The organism is Vibrio variabilis (assembly GCF_003263785.1).
Classification (GTDB): domain Bacteria; phylum Pseudomonadota; class Gammaproteobacteria; order Enterobacterales; family Vibrionaceae; genus Vibrio; species Vibrio variabilis.
Genome location: NZ_JYJK01000012.1, coordinates 59,965 through 80,173, shown reverse-complemented (window position 1 = coordinate 80,173; position 20,209 = coordinate 59,965). Strand labels below are relative to the sequence as shown.

General features: G+C 47.1%; 14 protein-coding genes and 4 pseudogenes. 9 read left to right on the top strand and 9 right to left on the bottom strand.

Features of this window, described 5'->3' with window-relative positions; all coding sequences use genetic code 11:
* Window positions 1-16: 16 nt before the first annotated feature.
* Window positions 17-939 (top strand): annotated as a pseudogene (locus TZ48_RS02790) (1-aminocyclopropane-1-carboxylate deaminase/D-cysteine desulfhydrase).
* Window positions 940-1,025: 86 nt separating this feature from the next.
* Here the strand turns inward: TZ48_RS02790 and TZ48_RS02785 are convergent.
* Window positions 1,026-1,328 (bottom strand): tetratricopeptide repeat protein, encoded by a 303-nt coding sequence (locus tag TZ48_RS02785; RefSeq protein ID WP_112478228.1) that lies wholly within the window; start codon window positions 1,326-1,328, stop codon window positions 1,026-1,028.
* Window positions 1,329-1,333: 5 nt separating this feature from the next.
* Window positions 1,334-1,804 carry a tetratricopeptide repeat protein gene (locus TZ48_RS02780; protein ID WP_112478183.1) on the bottom strand — a complete coding sequence of 157 codons (471 nt, stop codon included), beginning with the start codon at window positions 1,802-1,804 and terminating at the stop codon, window positions 1,334-1,336.
* A gap of 302 nt (window positions 1,805-2,106) precedes the next feature.
* Here TZ48_RS02780 and TZ48_RS02775 point away from each other — a divergent pair.
* From TZ48_RS02775 to TZ48_RS02760, 4 genes and pseudogenes are all read left to right on the top strand, one after another.
* Window positions 2,107-2,543, top strand: a pseudogene (locus TZ48_RS02775) (dCMP deaminase family protein).
* A 120-nt stretch (window positions 2,544-2,663) separates the two neighbouring features.
* On the top strand, window positions 2,664-3,134 hold the full coding sequence (locus TZ48_RS02770) for a DUF4397 domain-containing protein (RefSeq protein WP_112478182.1): 471 nt from the start codon (window positions 2,664-2,666) through the stop codon (window positions 3,132-3,134).
* Between the two features lie 101 nt (window positions 3,135-3,235).
* The gene (locus TZ48_RS02765) at window positions 3,236-4,036 is read left to right on the top strand and encodes a DUF4397 domain-containing protein (protein WP_162674471.1); all 801 of its coding nucleotides are present in this window, start codon (window positions 3,236-3,238) and stop codon (window positions 4,034-4,036) included.
* Window positions 4,037-4,180: 144 nt separating this feature from the next.
* A pseudogene (locus tag TZ48_RS02760) lies at window positions 4,181-5,025 on the top strand (TonB-dependent receptor).
* A 23-nt stretch (window positions 5,026-5,048) separates the two neighbouring features.
* On the opposite strand, the gene TZ48_RS02755 reads toward TZ48_RS02760, so the two are convergent.
* The 4 genes from TZ48_RS02755 to TZ48_RS02740 form a co-directional block, all read right to left on the bottom strand.
* Window positions 5,049-6,080 (bottom strand): MMPL family transporter, encoded by a 1,032-nt coding sequence (locus TZ48_RS02755; protein ID WP_112478180.1) that lies wholly within the window; start codon window positions 6,078-6,080, stop codon window positions 5,049-5,051.
* Entirely contained in the window at window positions 6,071-7,354 is a 1,284-nt protein-coding gene (locus TZ48_RS02750; RefSeq protein ID WP_112478179.1) for an efflux RND transporter permease subunit, read from the bottom strand. The genes TZ48_RS02755 and TZ48_RS02750 overlap by 10 nt, the downstream gene beginning before the upstream one ends.
* Window positions 7,355-7,594: 240 nt before the next feature.
* On the bottom strand, window positions 7,595-8,290 hold the full coding sequence (locus TZ48_RS02745; RefSeq protein ID WP_112478178.1) for a DUF2057 family protein: 696 nt from the start codon (window positions 8,288-8,290) through the stop codon (window positions 7,595-7,597).
* A gap of 175 nt (window positions 8,291-8,465) precedes the next feature.
* Entirely contained in the window at window positions 8,466-9,479 is a 1,014-nt protein-coding gene (locus TZ48_RS02740) for a porin (RefSeq protein WP_112478177.1), read from the bottom strand.
* Window positions 9,480-10,013: 534 nt separating this feature from the next.
* Between TZ48_RS02740 and dinG the strand changes: the two are divergent.
* The 4 genes and pseudogenes from dinG to rsmS all read left to right on the top strand — a co-directional run bounded on the left by dinG (window position 10,014) and on the right by rsmS (window position 13,579).
* A pseudogene (dinG, locus tag TZ48_RS02735) lies at window positions 10,014-12,088 on the top strand (ATP-dependent DNA helicase DinG).
* A 15-nt stretch (window positions 12,089-12,103) separates the two neighbouring features.
* Entirely contained in the window at window positions 12,104-12,874 is a 771-nt protein-coding gene (locus tag TZ48_RS02730) for a sulfite exporter TauE/SafE family protein (protein ID WP_112478176.1), read from the top strand.
* 25 nt (window positions 12,875-12,899) lie between these two features.
* Window positions 12,900-13,403 (top strand): primosomal replication protein PriC, encoded by a 504-nt coding sequence (priC, locus tag TZ48_RS02725; protein ID WP_112478175.1) that lies wholly within the window; start codon window positions 12,900-12,902, stop codon window positions 13,401-13,403.
* The gene (gene rsmS, locus TZ48_RS02720) at window positions 13,403-13,579 is read left to right on the top strand and encodes a pleiotropic regulatory protein RsmS (protein ID WP_112478174.1); all 177 of its coding nucleotides are present in this window, start codon (window positions 13,403-13,405) and stop codon (window positions 13,577-13,579) included. Before priC ends, rsmS begins: the two co-directional genes overlap by 1 nt.
* Before the next feature lie 115 nt (window positions 13,580-13,694).
* On the opposite strand, the gene mukB is transcribed toward rsmS, so the two are convergent.
* Genes mukB through mukF form a run of 3 tightly spaced genes read right to left on the bottom strand, consistent with a single transcriptional unit; the run spans window position 13,695 to window position 20,201 of the window.
* Window positions 13,695-18,143, bottom strand: coding sequence for a chromosome partition protein MukB (gene mukB, locus TZ48_RS02715; protein ID WP_112478173.1), 4,449 nt, complete (start codon window positions 18,141-18,143; stop codon window positions 13,695-13,697).
* Window positions 18,140-18,883 (bottom strand): chromosome partition protein MukE, encoded by a 744-nt coding sequence (gene mukE / locus TZ48_RS02710; RefSeq protein WP_112478172.1) that lies wholly within the window; start codon window positions 18,881-18,883, stop codon window positions 18,140-18,142. Before mukE ends, mukB begins: the two co-directional genes overlap by 4 nt.
* Window positions 18,864-20,201 carry a chromosome partition protein MukF gene (gene mukF / locus TZ48_RS02705; RefSeq protein WP_112478171.1) on the bottom strand — a complete coding sequence of 446 codons (1,338 nt, stop codon included), beginning with the start codon at window positions 20,199-20,201 and terminating at the stop codon, window positions 18,864-18,866. The genes mukE and mukF overlap by 20 nt, the downstream gene beginning before the upstream one ends.
* Between the last annotated feature and the right edge of the window lie 8 nt (window positions 20,202-20,209).

Here is a 20,209-nt window from a genome sequence, read left to right as displayed (position 1 = left end):
CACAAAGGTAGCGCCCATGAAACTCAATGACAGCCCAGTCACCGAACACCATTTTCAGGGGCATCATTTTTTCCTAAAGAGAGATGATTTGCTTCACGGACACTTTAACGGCAACAAAGCTCGAAAATTCATGGCGACGCTTGAACAGCCACTAGAAGGAAAGACTCGACTCATTGGTTGGGGTTCCGCTCAAGCGAACTCGCTAACCTCACTGGCTGCTTTAGCTAAAATAAAAGGGCTCAAACTGTCCTATTATGTGGCGCATAAGCCAGCTTGGTTGGATGAAAAACCCATGGGGAATTACCGCACCGCATTGGAGTTGGGGGCTGAAGTCGTTTCACTTCGTGACATGTTTGGTGAGAAGGCCCCTCATCCCTCAGCATTTATCGCGCAACAACATGAAAATGACTCCGAATGCTTAGTCATTCCCGAAGGGGGCATTTTCAAGATGCCAAGCAAGGAATCAGCAAACTCGCCGATGAGATCCTCTCTTGGTCAAGGTTTGAAAAAGGTCGCAATATCAAAGTTGCGCTGCCATCAGGAACCGGTACAACCGCGCTTTACCTCAGCCAGCAGTTAAAACCACAAGGTATTGAGGTGCTAACCTGTCCTTGCGTTTCGGGAAAAGACTACCTACTGTCCCAGTTTGTCGAGCTTGGCGAGACCAAACACTACCCGACAATACTCGAACTGCCATCCAAACATCACTTTGGAAAATTATACCGAGAGGACTATGAACTTTGGCAGTCATTGCAGGAAGAGACGCACGTCGAGTTCGACCTGCTTTATGACCCAATGATGTGGCGCTGTTTACTCCCATGGCTGGAGGAGAATATCGACACCACCATCATCTATGTCCATCAAGGTGGCCTGCTTGGCAATGAAACCATGTTAGCTCGCTATCGACGCAAATACGGTGACCAACAAGCCGGCTGGTAAGGCAGCAGCCTGCATCTCAATAAAAACAATCATCCCAAAACTAAAAAAGGAAGCACTTGGCTTCCTTAATACAGCTTGATTAATGGCTACTTATGAGACGAGTAATCTGCTAAGTACTTTGTCGCTTTTTGCTGCGCAACCGTGAGTTCATCCTCACTCAGCTTTTGTGCCAAATCATCACGAAGCTTTTCAGCCGTTTTATAACCATTGGTTGAAGCAACCGATGCCCATGCGTAGGCTTCAACATTATCGAGCTCTACACCCTCACCAAGTGAGTACTTATATGCTAGGTTTCGTTGTCCGTAAGCGTAACCATTTTCAGCCGAACGGCGGTACCATTTCACCGCTTCATCATCGTTCTTCTCGATGCCAAGCCCTTTCGCGTACATCACACCTAGCTATTCTGAGCAACGTCAAAACCTTTCTCCGCCGCTAAACGATAGTACTCAACGGCTTTTTCATTGCTCTTAGGAACGCCACGTCCCCATTTGTACATACCAGCTAGGTAGTACTGCGCTTTAACGCTGCCTTTTTGCGAGGCTTTTTCGAACCAAGCTGCTGCTTCTTTGGCATCATATGGAACACCGTGACCGTTATCGTACATCATACCAAGCTTATACATGGCCGTTTCACTCTCTTGAGCTGCGGCCTTTCGGTACCATTCAACCGCGGTGATGTCGTCTTCTTCCACGCCATTACCTGACGCGTATCGATCACCCAATTCGATCTGAGCAAACAGATCGCCGCGCTTGGCTTCCGTTGTCACTTCTTGGTTGCTTCGCTTTGACCAATCCTGAACAAACGCAAAGCTGCTTGCACTAAAACACAGACCACATAGTGAAACCGCTAACAGTGTTTTTCGCATTATCTTTTCCCATCCTTAAAGAATTCGTCAAATTCTGCCATATGATTATTAATGATCTCAGCAAATTATTAAGAATTGTCGTTACTCTGACACAGAATTCCGACCAGATCACAAAATCTCTCCCTAAAGGTTACATTATAGACAGCACAATATGTCTCGATTGATTGTAAATCTTAGTAACGCGGACAACGCATCTAAAACTGTAATCGTTTACAAATAGCACTCGTTTTCATTGTCGTTATTTTGTAGACTTAAACGCAATAACAACACGACCAAGCACACAACAAAACACTGGAGTAATTATGGCGTCTAAATGGGCAAAACGATTTATTCAAATGGCTGAATTAGTTGGCTCATGGAGTAAAGATCCATCAACACAAGTGGGCGCAGTCATTACCAAGCAAAACCGCATCGTTTCTGTTGGCTTCAATGGCTACCCGCATGGCATTTCTGACAGTGCCGAGATTGACGAAAGAGAAACCAAATACCTAAAAACGCTTCACGCAGAAGAAAACGCCATTCTTTTTGCTAAGCGTGATCTCGATGGCTGTGAAATTTGGGTCACTCATTTTCCGTGCCCAAACTGTGCCGCAAAAATCATTCAAACCGGTATTTCTGTTGTCCACTGCCCGGCGCAAACTGATGATTTTCTGTCACGCTGGGGCGAAAAAATTTCATTAAGCAAGATATGTTCGATCAAGCTGGAGTGACCGTAGACTGGTTGCCACTAGAGGATTAGCAATCGCTTAATTGTGCAACTGCATGCTTTATCGATAGTTTATTTTACCATCAACTTTGAACTTATTTGATTTTAGTGCCGTAAGCCTCTTTGCGAATAACATGAGCATAGAGGCTTACCATGAATATTATTAAAACATCCGTTATCGCAGCTGCAGCGCTCACCATCGTCGGCTGTGGCAGCGACTCCGACCACCCTGCTAATCCATCCACTCAAGTACGCGTGACTCACGCAAGCCCAGACGCCCCCTTCGTTGAAGTAAAGGCCAATGGCAGCGTTGTAAGCGGACTCGGCAACGTCGATTACCAACAGAGTAGCGGCGTTATTACGCTAGATGCCGGCACTTACAATTTATCTGTCGACGCTAAGCTGCCCGGAGATCAGACCGTGCAGGTTCTAGACTTAGCTGGAACCAACCTTGCCGCTGACATGAGATACGATGTTATAGCCATTGATAACGTGGATCTATCTTCTACCCCGACAATTCAAGGCGCAATCATTTCTCGAAGCGCTACTGCTCCCAGCGGAGACATGGCGCGCTTGTCTGTTTTGCATGCACACCTAGTGCCGGCGAGGTTGACATCTATCTAACGACTGATGCAACGTTAGACTCAGCTGACCCAACACTAGATAATTTCGCTTTCTCTGACACCTTCTCTGGCGAACTTCCATCCGGCGATGTGCGAATCCGTGTGACAGGTCCGACTGACAAAACGGTCTTATTCGACACCGGCGAGACTGCAATCAATCTAGCGAGTGGTAGCGACACTGTAGTGGTTGCGTCTCAAAATACACGAGTGGGTTCCGATGGTTCTCCTTTAACACTGCTTGCGGGCTTCGGCACTGATGCGCTAGTGCCTGTTTACTCAAGCGGAGAAAACGCCACAGTCAGAGTCGCCCACTCCGTGTTTGGGCTTGGTGGAGTTGACGTCAACGCTTCGGGAAATGCCGTAGAAGGACTGACTAATATAACCTTCCCTAACATCATTTCAAAAGATCTGACAGCTGGTCAAGCATTTGACCTAACCGTATCCCCAACGGGCGACCCTGGTACGGTGGCCATTGATTTGGGATCGCAAACGTTCAGTGCTGGATCGGAGACAACAGTGTTTGCTGTTGGCAACGATGATGGAACCCCACAGCCTATCTCTGCCCTACCAATTGTCGATGACATGCGCAGCGTCTCGGCGTACGCAAAAGTCAGAGTCGTGCATGCGCATCCCGAAGCTGGTGAGGTCGACATCTACGTTGTCCCAGCCGGTGTTGGTATCGACGACGCTAGCCCAGTGCTGACGGGAGTTGACTTCAAAGGATTCACGGAGGAGCACCTGATAGTTAACGCGGGAACCTACGACTTAGCCGTTGCCGCTGCAGGAACGAAAAACTCGCTGCTATCTCTCAGTAATGTAGGTCTCACCGGTGGCCTTGTCGCTACGGTATTCGCCACCGAAGATGGGCTGAAGGTGAACGTGGACAATAGTATTAGTAATTAAAACCAAACGAAACAGACTTTGGCCGCGGACAAAAGCCGCGGCCTTTTTGTATATAAATTTCTTTCCATCAAGACTTTGCTCATCTACAATCCGCCAACCTATAATCTTGATGTATATCTTCAACCATTTAAAGTAGATCCCCCTATGACATTTAATGCCAAATTTTCTCTCAAAGCGCTCTCATTGGCAGCGCTGTTGCTACCTAGCCTAGCTTCAGCGATAGAGCTACCACTATTCAAGAAAGAAGCTGAAGAACGAGGCTACACCCTGCCTGAAGCTTTTGGATTGAGTCTTGGTTATATGAATGTGTCTCAGGGTATCAATGTTGATTCAATTAAACTATCAGGGCTGGGTCCGTTTGATAAACTAGGCATCAATACCGAGGGAGGTTTTCAAGAAAGTGAAGTGCTCACCCTCAAAGCAGATGTTTGGGTGCTACCTTTCTTAAATTTCTATGCCATTGGGGGAAGCTTAACGGCTTTTCTGAAACAACAATAACTACCGTTGACGCTGGTTTATTCGAACTCCCAGTCGATAGGCCATTTCGACTTGATCTAGACGGTTACACTTATGGTGTAGGTACCGTTATTGCCGGCGGTTATGAAAGCGTATTTGCTTTGGTTGATGCAAGCTATACCAAAACTAGTTTAACGGTGATTAATGGCGAGATCGACTCAATCGTAGTCTCACCTCGTATCGGTTACGACTTTTCTCGCAATTCCGACTGGCCGATAAGGGCATGGATTGGCGCTCAGTATCAAAATATCGAGCAAACGCTCACGGGGAACATCCGGGACTTACCACTGCCACCTGATCTTGCAGGAGGTATCCCTGAAAACGCCACGTTCACGGTTAACCAGTCTCTCTCGAATAAATGGAACAGCCTAGTCGGCGCGCAATACGAGTTCACCCCCAACTGGGTGCTGATAAGCGAGCTTGGCTTTGGTCAGCGAAAGAGCTTCTTCGTCACCCTCGACGCTCGCTTCTAACCTTCAAAGAGTTACCAAGCCCATTATTCAATGGGCTTTTTCTTTGTCACCTCAAGCAATAGCGGCAATAGCGTTAAGCTGAACACCAAAATACAGCTTAATGCGATGGTGAGCACCAACCCGATGGAATGCATCCCTTGGTGATCGGCTACGATCAAAGCACCAAATGTTGCCAGCGTCGTCAGACAACTCACCAGTGACGCCTTTGGTGTCGAGGTTTTAAAGAATGCCTCCAAACTTCTTACCGCACGAAAACGCTTCACAATGTGTATGCCATTGTCCACCCCCAGACCAAAGATCAGCGGGATCACTATAATGTTCGCCATGTTCATTGATAGCCCGAGCCAATGCATCAGCCCTAAGGTCGACAACGATGCCAAAGTCAGAGGAATAAAGATAAGTAGCACATCGCGTTTTTTCTCAACAGACCAAATAAGAATCAGCGCAATGCCAAACACCGACATCATGATTGCCGCTTGAAACGCACTGACAATAATGCTGCCCACTTCTTTTTCAGCCACCGCTCTGCCCGTAGCATTGGGTGCAATTTGTTTAGACTCGGTAATAAACTGCTCCAAAGCATCGACGTTAGTCATATCTTCACTTGGAGAAATGACCACAAGCCACTCACCCTGCTCGCTGATATAGCGCTCGCTCAAAACCTTTGGTAGCGACTCAATTGTCACAGGGTCAAACTGCGTCAGTCTGCTTAAGCCATTGGATAGACTTGCAAATAAATGTCCCGAAACCGATGCGTTGTCTATCGTATCAGGTAAGCGCTCGCTACCCTGCCAACGTTGAGTTTTAGCCATATCCACAAACTCAAGATAACTCATTGGTGTCGCTATATCTGACTCAGTGAACAAAGCCTGCAACTGCCCTGTTCTCTGTTCAAGATCTTTAGGCAAAAAGTCACTCACTACCCTCACCGAGGCCACAGAAGGTTGCTTTATCAAACTCGCTTGCCACTGCTGGGCTTGCTGTTGGTTCTTAGCAATGGCAAACAGCTGGTAGCTTGAGCCCAGTCCCTCTTGTTGTAATTGATTTAACGCCAATACAGACTCTGACTGAGGTTTTTCAAAACCAAGGTCGAGAAATCAAACTTAAACTGCGTCGCGCCGTACCCCATGACAACCGTCATTAATGTCGCTAAGCTGAACACCGAGCCTTTGAAGCGCATGAGTTGTTCGCCAAACCAAGCAAAGCGGTGTGTGTCTCGCTGATGACGAACCTTCGGATAACCAAACAAAATAAAGAACAGTGGGATAATGATAAAGGTTGCAGCAAGGCCAAGCACCATACCTAGCGCAGACACGACGCCCAGTTCACCAAGCCCTGTGTAAGCGGTTGGATAAAAGCTTAGAAAGCCCAGTGCCGAAGAGAGCGCGCACAGTGACAAAGGCCGAACCGAATGAGCAATCGCATCGCGCATCGCTAAGGAGTCATTCTCGCCTTTCAGTCTCAGCTCTTGAATATGCAGGCAGAGGTGAATAGAAAAATCGACGGCTAGGCCAATAAACATCACCATAAATACAATTGAGATGGTGTTGTAGTGACCAATAACGGCCAGACCCGCTGCGAATGTCCAAGCCAGACCGACTAAGACCGTCAAATAGCACGCGACTATCACTCGAAGTGAGCGAATACCAATCGCCAAAATCAAAATAAGACCGACTAATGAAGCACTCCCCGCTATAGCGATGCTGTTGTTCGCATCAGCAATTTCATCAAAATCGAGTGCCACCTGTCCAGTCACTTTTATGTCGACGTTTGATGGCAAATCCGCCGCTATAATGCTCTGATTAATGGCCTCCATAATAGCGCGATTCGGTTCAGTCGCTGATGAGTCTGGCTCTGCGACAAGCGTAATGGCATAGGCTGTGGGTTTTGTCAGATTTTTCTGAGCCAATTTTGTCCAATCGACGGACTGGTTGTTTATTGCCTCTAAAAGCGGTGTTAAGTTCGGCTGTTCGTTTTGAGCAAGCTCAGCCAAATAAAGATCAAGGCTACCTGCTTGTGCAGCAAGCGCAGCAGGCTTGATTGTGTCGCGAGTAAAGGCTGCAATACGGTCGAATTCGTCTTGAGTGACAAATCCAAGCGGGTACTCCTCAAACCAAGCCAGTAACTGCGGCGCAAAAATCTCGCGAAAGATCGTTTGGCTACGCAATTGTCTTTCTATTTCGGCGACATGTTGTTTTAGGTCTGATCCATTGCTGCTGGTGACGAGCACAGTGACATTGCCAGACTCTGGAAAGGTATCATTTAAATAGTCGAGGTCGTCAACCCAAGCTCCACTTTGTTCTACTAATGAAGATAAGTCGGCATTCATCCTAAAATGTTGCTGCCCATACCAGATAGCGACACTAGTAATGAGAGTGACAAAAAGAAGGACAAGCTTAGGAAAGCGCTGAATAAGAGAGAATAGACGGTTCACGAGCTTAAGGTTAGATACAAAACAATAGAGTAATCATAACCTACTTCTGGATGAATTATGGTTAGATTCCTGTTAGCGGGGCATAAAAAAGGGGCAGTTAACCCCTTAATAGAAAAGTCAGATAGACTGTACTAATTACTCTTGGTCAATCATCCACTTACGAAATTCTTTACGTTCAGCTTTAGACGCTTTTAAGTAAAGCGCTTTAAGCTGCTCCATATTACTGGACTTAGCACCCGGCTTCACGACCTGAGGTTTTTCTACCGCTTTCGGTGTAGACGTCGCTACTGCAGCTGTTGTTGCTGCAGCTGTCGTCGCTGTGGCAGCGACTGCTGCTGAAGCCACTTCAGAAGTAGACTCGCTACCAAAAGTAATGCCACGCTGCTCGTTATATTCCGCAATTAGCTCACCTATCCCAGAATACGGAAACGCCCCTTCGCGACCTTTCAACTTTTCAACGGTATAAGATAGTGAGTTACCATCTTGAGTAATACGCCACTCTGGTTCAGGTAAACGAAATGCAGCGCTCGCTTCTTGCTTGCTTCGAGCGACTGGGTGGTTAATCTTCACCTCATCACCCGAAATATTGAATGTGATGACATAAGGTGCAGAAGTATAGACCGACTGGCTGCTGCCTCGGCCTACTTTTTTATCCATGCGCACCACAACCTGAGTGGTTCCGGATTCGACATCGTTGGAACGTATTTTGGATTCAGACTCTTGACCATTCACATACAACAATGACACGCCATTCATTGGCGTTAACGTGGCAGCACTTGCAGCGAAAGCAGAACTTGCTGCCAATAAAACCGTGATAACAGACTTCTTCACGTTATTAACTCTCCTTAATTAGGCCTTTAAACCTATAAACACTCGGTACGCACTCAATCATGCCACAGCATTGGGCTAACAAAAGCTTTTTTTAGCTTTATTGAGACATAATTTGATTCGTCGATCAAAAAAGCCACCCGGGTGGGTGGCTTAGAGTATCTATATTAAAGCTAGATTAGAATTCAGCTTTAAGACCGATAGCGATACCAGTTTGGCTGTTGTCAGCATCGTCGCCACCAACTTCCGCGTATGCTTTAGTTGAAGGAGCTAGAGAGTAAGCTGCGTTTAGGTACCAGTTGTTTACGTCATCAGTGTTAGCTAGGTCTGAAGAAGAGCGGCTGTAACCAGCGCCTACAGTTACTGCGTTGAATGTGTAGTCTGCAGATAGACCGAATGTGTTAGTCTTAACATCTACACCAGCTTCATTCGCGTCACCGTCTAGTGAGTAGTAACCAGCTGCTAGGTTTAGGTTCTCAACACCAGCGTAACGAGCTTCTAGAGCGTATAGAGTTTCGTCAGCGTCAAATGGAGTAGTTACTGTAGTGTTAACAATCTCACCAGTAGTTAGGTCAGCTTTTTGAGTAGTTGTAGACGTAGTGCCTTTGAACTTAGCTTTACCCACGAAACCAGTGAAGTCAAAATCAGCAACACGTGCACCTAGTTTAGCATCGAAGTAAGTACCGTCTTCACCTAGGTCGTTGTTACCGTTCTTGTCTTGTAGGAATGCAACAGTACCGTAGAAAGTGCCTTTGTCGATGTCGTAGCGAACTGCTTCGTCACCAGAGAATGGAGTACCGTTGTTGAAGAAAGAGTTGATGCCGAACTGGTAGTCGCCGCCGATACCTGCATCATCAAGAGCTGTTGCAGTTTTACCGAACTTGATAGAACCCACAGTTTGAGAGTAGAACGCCATGTAAACGTCACCAGTGTCAGCTTGACCGCCGTCACCAGAGAACTCCCAGTATGCGCCGATTTGTAGATCGTCGTTTACTGCGTAACGAGTGTCAAAACCGAAGTCCGCATCTTGAATGTCTTGTTGGAATTCAGCACCTTCTGCTTTGTCTTTTAGGTAAACAACCTCAACGTCACCTGTCATGCTAACAGTTACTTTGTCTTGGTTATAAAGTTCGATACCTGCTTGCGCAGAACCCGCTGCTAGTACAGCTAAAGCTACTAGAGTTTTTTTCATGATAATCCACTGCCTTTTCTTAGATGGGAATTCCTTTTCGGTTCCCTTTTTTAATATATGTGACGTCTAAATCTTCCATAAGAACGACAACCTTTTGTCCTTTGGGTGACTTAGCGTCTTTAAATCTCGGAACCAAGAATGCAAAAGTTATAAGGACTTGTCAAACACTCTAAAAGAAAAAATCAAAATTATATAAATCTTTAAATTTCATAAACTTAGGAAAGACCACGTGACGGAGTGCAAGTTTTTTGAACAGCATTCAATTGTAACCACACAATCCTTTTTCAAGCGCAAACTTACACAAAACACCAAGACAAACACAAAAAACAATCGGAATTAAGAATAAAAAACTGGCGAAATATATTTTTTGGAGTTTTATATTTTTTACAAATTAAAAAATATCCTCTTACGTGAAAGTTCACTCAGATTTTGTGATTTTGATCTAAATAACAGCTGTAAATGTGCGCCTATTTGCTGATATTTTTCACACCTGTAAGTGTGGTACACTCCTCGCTCGTTTTTGTAGGGCTCATCATGCTGACCAGTAAAATCCAAAAATCCATTCGCCAGAGTTATCAAAATCTACAAACCCAACTGGATAACTTTGTTCCTAGGCGTGCCCAGAACTACCTTGTTTCAGAGATTGCTAAAACTCTATGTGGCCAATATCACAAGTCGACACGCATGATCGTGGCAGAAGCAGGAACAGGAATTGGCAAAAGTCTTTCTTATCTGATGGCAACCATTCCTGTTGCAGTACAAAACAATCGCAAAGTCGTCATTTCTACCGCGACCGTAGCGCTTCAAGAACAGCTGCTGAACAAAGATTTACCGCTGTTTCGACGAATCACCGACCAGAACTTCTCCTTTATTATTGCCAAAGGCAGACAGCGTTACTGCTGTACAGAAAAGCTAGCAGTTGCTTGCGGTGCAGACGGCGGGCAAATGGCGATGTTTGAAACCAAGCCCAAAGCTTCGGATATCGCTCAATTGCAGCTGATGTACGAGAAATTGGCGCAAGGAAAATGGGATGGAGACAGAGACTCTTGGCCAAAGCCAATCGATGACGCTATTTGGCAAACCATTGTCAGCGAAAAGCACAGCTGCAATAACAGCCTTCCCGCTCACCGCAGCTGCCCATTTTCCAAGGCACGTTCGGAGCTGGATAAAAACGACGTCATTATTGCTAATCACAGCTTAGTGATGGCAGACGCCGACCTTGGCGGTGGCGTCATTCTTCCTGAGCCAGAAAATACCATCTTTATTTTCGATGAGGCGCATCACCTTCCTCATGTCGCGAGAGACCACGCTTCAGCTTCTGCCACACTAAAAGGCGCCGGTAGCTGGCTAGAAAGATTGAACCAATCAGCAAGCAAGTTTTCAGGCTTAGCCGACGAAAAGCGTGTTGCCCGTTTTAGAAACGAGCTACAAGACGCTATCCCGCAGTTAATACCACTGCTTGGAGAGGTAAACACTTATTGTACTGGTCTCGCCTTTGAAGAGGATAGCTGTCGATTTGAAAACGGAGAGCTTCCTTCCTGGCTAGAAGAGCAAGCAAAAGTGCTCAAGCAATATTCACAGAAGGGCGCTCAAGCGTCGGCAAAGATTGCAGACCTTATATCTGAACGATTAAAGGACGGTGAAATCGGTGCCAAAATTGCTGAGCCTGCTTTGGCGGAACTCGGCTTTTATATCCAAAGATTCGACAATCTCGCCGCCGTTTGGCGCTTAATGGCAGAACCGCAGAAAGAGAAAGGTGCACCTCTTGCTAGATGGATTGAGAAAAGCAAAGAACGTGAAGGCGACCACTTGGTCAGTGTCGCCCCCTAGAAGTAGGCTGGCAGTTAGATCAGCAACTTTGGTCACGTTGTGTCGGTGCCGTACTCGTTTCAGCAACGATGCGCGCGCTCAACTCTTTCTCCTTTTTCTGTCACCAAGCTGGTATTAGCCAAAAAGAGGACGATGGTGTGCAGTTCTTGGCACTCGCTTCACCGTTTAATTACGCAGAACAAGCCGAATTAATAGTGCCAAAAATGAAAAACGAGCCACAAGCCCCTCAGTTTACTGATGAGCTTATTGAGAAAATTCCAACCATTATCGAACCGAATAAAAGTAACCTGGTTCTTTTCTCTTCCTATTGGCAAATGAATAAGGTAGCCGATGAGCTAAGGACAAAATTTGCGCTCAAAGGCTGGCATTTGCAAATCCAAGGGGAAAAATCACGCTCAGAAATCCTAAATAAACATAAAACCCTGACTCAAGGTGGCAAAACCAGCGTTCTTTTTGGCACCGGAAGTTTTTCAGAAGGATTGGATTTACCGGGCGAACTGTTAGAAAACCTCGTCATCACCAAAATTCCTTTCGGTGTACCAACCTCGCCGATTGAGCAAGCACACGCGGAATACATCGAGAGTAAAGGCGGCAATGCATTTCTCCAGATTACAGTTCCAGAAGCCAGTAAAAAGCTGATACAATCGGCTGGCCGTTTGCTGAGGAAAGAAAGGGACTGTGGCACCCTCTATATTCTGGATAGGCGAATCGTCACTAAAAGGTATGGCAAATCTTTGCTTGATTCCCTACCCCCATTTAAAAGAACAATAGAATACTAAGGGTCAATCGTCTCGATGGAATTTATCGAACCAAGTATGTTGGTTATCTTGGCTATCGTGGCTTTTGCTGCGGGCTTTATTGATGCTGTCGCCGGTGGTGGTGGTATGTTGACCGTACCCGCATTACTGTCATTAGGACTTCCTCCTCACATTGCTCTTGGCACCAACAAACTTGCTGCAACCTTTGCCTCGTCAACGGCGGCCTTTACCTATTACCGAAAAAGACTGTTTAAGCCTGAATGTTGGCGTCGAGCTTTCGTAGCAACATTAATTGGCGCCACACTCGGCACACTCGTTGTCGATATGATCAGCACTGAGTGGCTGGAAAAAGTGCTACCGCTGGTGATACTCGCAGCGGCGCTTTACACTGTATTCCACCGCTCTCCTCAAGGAGAGCACAGTAAAGTTAACGTTGGCTGTCCTAAATTCAACCGCAAGCAGTATCTTCAAGGGTTATCACTTGGGTTTTACGACGGAGTAGCAGGCCCAGGCACCGGGGCGTTTTGGACAGTAAGTTCGATGGCTCTATACCGCCTAAACATTTTGTTTGCTTCTGGTCTATCCAAAGCGATGAACTTCACCAGTAACTTTACGTCTCTTGTCACCTTCGCGGTGCTTGGCCATATTAACTGGGTGCTAGGTCTGACGATGGGCATTTGTTTAATGGCTGGGGCGTATATTGGTGCCCACTCAGCGATTCGATTCGGTGCTAAGTTTATTAGGCCTATTTTTGTCACAGTAGTGAGTATCCTAGCCATCAAGCTTGCCTATGACGCATGGCTATAGGTCACGGCATTAAAGTATATAGCGGATGAAACTCGAACAGCTCAAGTCACGATTACAGTCACTAAAACACAAAGCCAAAGCGTTTGATGAATCAAATAAGCAGGTAAAAGTACGACTGTTTGATGAGCATCTGTTTCAATCGAGTGGTTTTCGTATCCTACCTTGTGTCCTTGAAACCGAGTCCTTGCTAAACAAAATCGTTACGCTCAGTCAGCAATCAGCAAGCCAAAGTACGTCTGAAACACTCGTTGATAAGTTTTCATGCAAATTGGAAGCGCTAGAGAGAGTACTCGCAACAATTCCCAGTAATAAACAAGATTCGGTTCAGCAAAAATCATTGGCAGAACTTAAGGCGTCACTTGCTCAGCACAAGTTCTGGGAGCAAAAGCTCTGTCAGTTAGTTCGCGACAAAGAACAAAACCAGCATGATGAGCAAGCACTCATTGAGACGGAGCAAAGATTGCAGCGGTGCAGGAGCGCCATGAACCAAATTCAATACACGATCAATCAAAGGATGAAATTTATCTAATGTCGAATGAAACGGGCAATAAAACAGGCTTGGATGGCGCACCGGAAGAAATAAAACTCGCGGTTGACTTAATCTTCCTGCTAGAAAGTAACGAAATCGACCCGAAAGTGGCATTAGAGGCGCTAGAGATAGTCAAAGGTGACCTTTTGAATAAATTAGAAAATGAAGCGTCTTAACCGCTCATACTTAATAAAGTACTCCCTCCCCCGATATCATTTCGTTTATCAGCAACAAAAAATCCGATATTGGCAACCAATATCGGATTTTGCTTAATAACCTAGGATTTGTGAACTAAACCGTTGCTTGTTCAACGAGCTGTTCAGCATCCTCTAATCGTTTGTTCTCACCAAAGCCACGCAGGCCCACGACATGTACATGCTCGTGATCCTTAAAGACTTTGCGCACAAGCTTATAGGTGGTGCCTTTTTCTGGGCTGATGTTTTCTGGTGCTGCAATCAATAGCTGCATACCCTGACGGTCACACAGCTCAAACAAGGTCGCAATAGACTTCGCATCAAGACGCGCAGCCTCATCGAGGAACAGTAAACGACATGGCAGAATGTCTTTGCTACGCAGACGGCGAGACTCTTCTTCCCAGCTTTGTACCACCATCAATAGAATTGACTGACCGGTACCGATCGCTTCACCTGTCGATAGCGCGCCAGATTCTGCTTGCAGCCAACCATCAGAGCCACGATTTACTTCGACGCTTAGCTCTAAGTAGTTACGGTAATCTAGCAGCTCTTCACCCAATACTTGTGGCGAGCGCTGACCCATATCGATATGCGGATTGACGCGTTGGAATAGCTTCGCCATCGCTTCCGAGAAGGTATAACGCGAGGTCTCAAACAGATCTTTATGGTCACCCGTTAACGCCACCAGCAACTGCTCATGACTTTCACGGATCTTCACATTCAGACGAACGCCCTTAACCTGACCAAAGTGAATATTCGACAGGCCTTGGTTAAGCATACGAATACGGTTTTGCTCACGCTGAATCGTCTTCTTGATGATGCTTGACACCGACTCTGAGCTGATCGCAAGACGGTTTTCACGTTGAGTGAGCTCTTCGGTCAGACGCGCTAGCTCCACTTCCATCTCTTCAATCGCTTCTACTGGATCGTCCGTACGGATGATGTCTTGACGGATACGCTCACGAAGGTGCTGGTAAACAGCGATGTAGAATAGAACCTTACGCTCTGGCTTCGAGGTATCTTCCGACTGACGTAGCGAGTCACGAAGATCTTCGTTATCCGCCACAGCAAGACGCAATGCACCCAAAGACTTATCCGACATAGAGCGAAGTTCGCCCGCGCTCATGTAGGCCAATTCGCGCTTGTGCAGGCGACGCTCAACATCGTTCGCTTTCGCCAGACGAAGTACGCTACACCAACCGGCTTTCGCCGCAACCACATAGGTGCGCAGCTCAATGTATTCTTTCTGAACCTTCTTAAGACGCTTCGCCAGACCTTTCATTTCAAGCTCTGTCGACGTCATCGTCTTCTCGTATTCAGACTTACGTGTACGAGAGGTTTGCAGTGCTAGGTGTAGCTCATCACGACGCTTTTCTGCACGCTCTAGTGCTGACTCATCAGGAACGATGCCATACTCTTGAAGCTCGGCCTTGAATTCTTGAACTGTCTCTAGCTTAGCTTGGTGCGAGCTCTTCAGTGACGCCAATACTTGGTTGTACTGGTTCGCTTGCTCTTGAACCTGCTTTAACCCTTCACGTAGTCGTGCACGGGTCGCTTCCGCTTGCACCAGTTTCTCTTTGAGCTGCTCGCTCAATTCACTGCTTTGGTTAAGCATGTCCATTGAGTCGGCATAAGCAAAGTAAGGACGACGCTCAGCAAGATCCGCAACGGCAAAGATCTGCGTCTTTAGCGTTTGCAGTGCTTTATCAGCATTTTGATATTGGCTCGTCAGCGCATCAAATTGCTCTGGATCGCTGTCCAGTACATTGACTACTGCCGCCAGTTTTTCTGCCGCCGCACCGTGCTGCTGAATGTAGCTCTTCGCACCGTTGAGATCTTCAATTTGAGACTGAAGCTCTTGATGACGCTCTACTAGAGTTTCATCGAAGAGTACGTTGGCGCTGATAGATAGACGATCCAGCAGGGTCACGCACTGCTTAGATTTCGATAGCTGCGCACTCGCTTGCTGTTCACGTTGTTTATTGTCATTTAGCTCGCGCGCTACCTGACTGCGAAGTTCGCGCAGGCGTGCTAGTTCCACTTCAGGGTCGGCTTCAAACGCCAGCTGCATGTGCTCTGCCGCGAACGCATTGAACGCTTGGTATAAGCGCTGCAGCTTTTGTGCATCAAACGCCGCTTTTGCGTGCTTTTCTACGGTTTCTTCACGTTGCTCACGAAGCAGCTCTAAACGCTGTTCACGTGCTGCGCGACCAAACAGAGGGATCTTAGGGAAGCGCGAGTAACGCAACTGACGGTCATTAAGCTGAACACAGACCGCGCCATCAAGTTCATCGGCATCGAATGAGCTGTCATCAAAGGCATCGATGTCGCCTTCAATGATGTAAAGATCTTCCGGACAATCATCAAGCTCAACTAGCTTTTCTTTGATGCCGTCTAGGTTTGATACTACGATCGCATGACGAGCTGGACCGTACATTGCACTAAAGTAAGGGGCATCATCGATGGTGATATCATCATAAATCTCAGATAGGAGAACGCCGCCAAGCGTATCTGCAAGCCCTTTCAAGCGCGGATCGTTTGAACCACCCGGAGAGGCAAGGCGCTCAATCTCAAGCTCAAGCTCTTCACGGCGTTTTGCCAGCGAGTCGCGCTCAAAAGAGGTCTTACGCTCATTGTCATTGGTGGCTTGCATTGAACTAATAACGTCTGCGCGATCCACCAGCTCCATGCCGCTTTGCTCACGAAGATCTTCCAATGCATTAAAGGATTTGATCCACTTCGGCGCGTAGCTCTCTAGCTTGCTGATCTCAGACACAAACTCTTGTTCGCGCTGTTTGATTTCGCCAGATGCTTCACGAAGAGCTTCCAACTGCTGCTCGCACTCAAGTACGCGTTCGCGTTGGCTCTCCGCTTCCATTTCTAGATCCGCTTCGCTATCCACACGGATACCAGCCTCACCTAGATCATTTGCAAGCTTCTGCGCTTGCTGCTGGCGCTCAATGTTTTTCTCAAGTTCACGATATTGAGCGCGAAGCTGAGATTCGTTTTTCAGTCGCTGACGATGCTCATCCGCCTGCTTGATCACTGCTTTCGCAACTTGACTCGCTTCATTGCGCTCTACATCACCCGCGATCTGCTTGACCAGCGACAGCGCTTGTTCAAACTGCTGCGCCGCGGCCGATGACATGTCAAGGCGATGTTTCAGTTCAAGAAGCTCAGTCGTACTTTGTGATTCTTGCGATTTTAGTTGGCTCAGCGTTTCAGCTGCGCCATCTTGATCCAATGATTCGTCGTCTAGCAATTTGCGCGCTTTTTCAAGAGCTTGTACCGCTTGTTGATATTGAAGAGCACGGGTCTGCTGAACATCCAGCGCTTGCTGGTAATCAGCGAGCTGAGTCTTGAGGCTATCCACCTCTTCTTCAGCAAATGTTGCCTGCTCTTCAGCGGCAAGCTTACGCTCACTCGCTTCTTCGACAACCATCATCTGCTCTTCAAGACGCTCGTTTAGCTCTTCAAGATCTTCTTGGTAGCGTTCAATTTTTTCTTGCTGACGAAGCGCGTTTTGTACCAATAACAAGTGGTCTTGCGCTGCTTGATGGTCTTGCTCAAGGCCTGATTCATTCTCAACCAACAGCGTCAGTTCTTGCTGAACTTTGTTAAGCAGTTCGTTTTGCGCGATAAGCGTTTGACGAGACCCAAATAGCTCGCCACGCAGCTTCATCGTGGTTTCAAGCTTATTGCGGCGCTCGTTAGCATGGCGCATGTAGTCCGCGGCTACGTAATTAGTCGACTCGGTGATCAAGTGCTTAAACAGATCACGGTCTGCTTGGGTGGTTTTGATCGCTTCTAGCGTTAAACGGTTTTCACGCAGCGCAGATTCCATATCTTGGAACGCTTTCTTCACGCCGCCGTTTTGTGGCAATAGGTAGTCACGAAGTGAACGAGTAATCGCGCTTGAGATACCACCGTAAAGCGAGGCTTCAATTAGGCGATAGAACTTAGAGCGATCGCTGCTGTTACGCAGTTTCTTCGGCAGTACACCAAACTCAAACATCTGCGCGTGGTAGTCAACAATCGAGTTGAAGGCCTTAAAGTGCACGCCTTCCATCGCGCTTACTGCGTCTTTCACTTCATTGATTGGACGAACGCGAGCGTGGTTATCCGATACCGCTTCAATCAGAATATCGGTTGGTTTGACGTTACTTGGCAAGCCCTGAACAATGAATGGCTTGATATCCACTTTCTTATCACGACCCGCCACTTGTTGTAGCTTAACTACGAACAAAACGCGTTGGTTACGCGAGTTCACTACATCCAAAGCCGAGTAACAAGTACCCGGCTGCAGCTTACCGTACAAACCTTTGTCGCGAGATGCTTGAGAGCTCCCCGCTTCCGTCGTGTTTCTAAAGTGCAGCAGACTTTGGTCTGGAATCAGCGCCGTAATGAACGAGGCCATGGTGGTAGATTTACCCGCACCATTACCACCTGAAAGCGTGGTGACTAGTGTGTCGATGTCAAAGGTACGTGCAAAGAAGCCGTTCCAGTTGACCATCGTCATCGATTGATACTTACCTCTTTCAATCATGCGTCAGCCTCCTGTTGATTGTTCTCTGTATCGTTGTCATTTGACTCAACTGAGTCGCTGCCTTCATCTGTTGGGATCAAGCTGCCTTGCGACGGTGCTTGTGTGTGCACCACAGCTTCACCATCACGGATGAGACGAAGCTGAGCATCACGCATATCGTCACCAACACGCACGTCAGCACCAAAGCGGAACACCGCTTCACTGATACGGAATTTGTCAGTATCGCCAATTGAGATTGTCATACCTAGGCGACGTAAACGGCGAAGTGAAGTACGTACTTTTTCAAACAGTTTTTCTTTATCGAGATCCGAGCCTGTTGCACGGTTAGTCACTAGGCGCATCAGCTTCTTTTCATCCGCTAGTGCTAGGATTTCTTCATAAAGCTCTTGGTTAGTAAAGATACCTTCATGGGCAAGACGCTCAGGGCTTAGGTATAGGAAACACAGAACCTTGCCCACCAGCATATCAAGCTCAGATAATACACTTCGACCAATCAATGTCGTCGAGCGTGGGCGAAGATAGAAAAAGCCTTCCGGCGCTTTCACTAACTCTGTGTTATAGCGCTGATAGAAACTCGCCAGTTCAACCTCGAAGTCACAAAGCAGAGCATGATTATCAAGATCTTCAGATGAAATATGCCTTCCCGCGCGAAGTGCACTATCCAGTGCTGGAAACAACGGGTTGGTGATCGCTTTTGCCAGCTTCTCTGGCATGTATTCGTCAATATTTGTCGATGACATTTGCTTGTACCTTTGCGCCAAAATCGTTGATAGCTTGCCAGTCTGGCTGAATAGCCGAGTAATCGGACTGGGAGTAACCCAATCGAACGGCTTGGTCTACAACGATTCTTGCGAGATCAAAATGGTGAGTATGTGGATGTGACGCGAGGTAATCGCGTAGTACCAAGCCAAGATCGATTGGAGTGCCTTGTTGTTTATGGACTTTCAGCATGTCTCCAATGCGCTCTGCGAGCTCATCATTTACTTGTTCAAATTCTTCGTATTCCACTTCAAGTGGTACGGCACCGGTTACCTCTGCGTTGCGCAGCACAAGGGCTTCGTCACGAAGGTCGGTGAGCTTCTCGGCATCGGCATAAGTGAGATACCAAGGAGCATCAAAATAATCTGTGACCGATTGGCGCAGCCTTTGGCTAAAGGCGCGGTTTTGATCCATATCGATCGCAGTACGGATAAACTTATGCACGTGGCGGTCATAGCCGATCCACAAATCAATCGCTTGCTGACCCCAGCTAATGATGCGATCAAGTTTCATCTGCAAGCCAAATAGCGCTTCACCAACGAACTCGAGTTCATCATCGCCATAGACGATTTCTTGAATGTCTAAAATCTGGGTTTGAAGCTCATCGCCTGCCGCTTGCAACGTATCTTGCAGCTCTCGTAGCGTGGCTGATGTTTCCGATAACAGCGTTTCACAGTTATTGATGGCATCACGCCAATCTTTATTAAGCAGTTCCGCGATCTGCAATTTCACCGATTGCTGCTGCTCATCCATCACGCGTTGGTTGAGATCGATCTGATCAAAAATCTCGCCCACGGAGTACTTCAACACGCCAAATACGTTTTTGCGCCAATGGGCAACCGTCCCGCCTTCTTGCGCGGCTTCAATGGCTTTTGCCATCTCACCTGCCACCATTGAAAGCTGGATAGAGAGTCGTAACTTGGAGAATTCGCGATGTCTGACGTAATAATCGGTGATACCGATGGCAAGAGGGCTTAGCCTGTAAATGCTCGCCCCATCGTTGACTTCACTGGTAAAACGGCTCAATAGACGCTGCTTGACCAGTTCATTAATCGCATTGTTCGCACGAAACGCGGTGGCTTCGCCTGTTTGCTCAAACTGCCCGGTGACGATCTTAAATGCATCATGCAACTCGCCCTCGCCCAGTTCTTCATCAAATCTTTCATTACTCAACACCGCGATGGAGATGAGAAACGCCAACCGTTCAGTGGAAAGATTCAACGCAAAATCATGCTGTTTGACCCATCCGACTAGCTCGTCTATCGGTCGGTCATCAGCATTTAGAGTGTTATCACTCATGGTCTTTC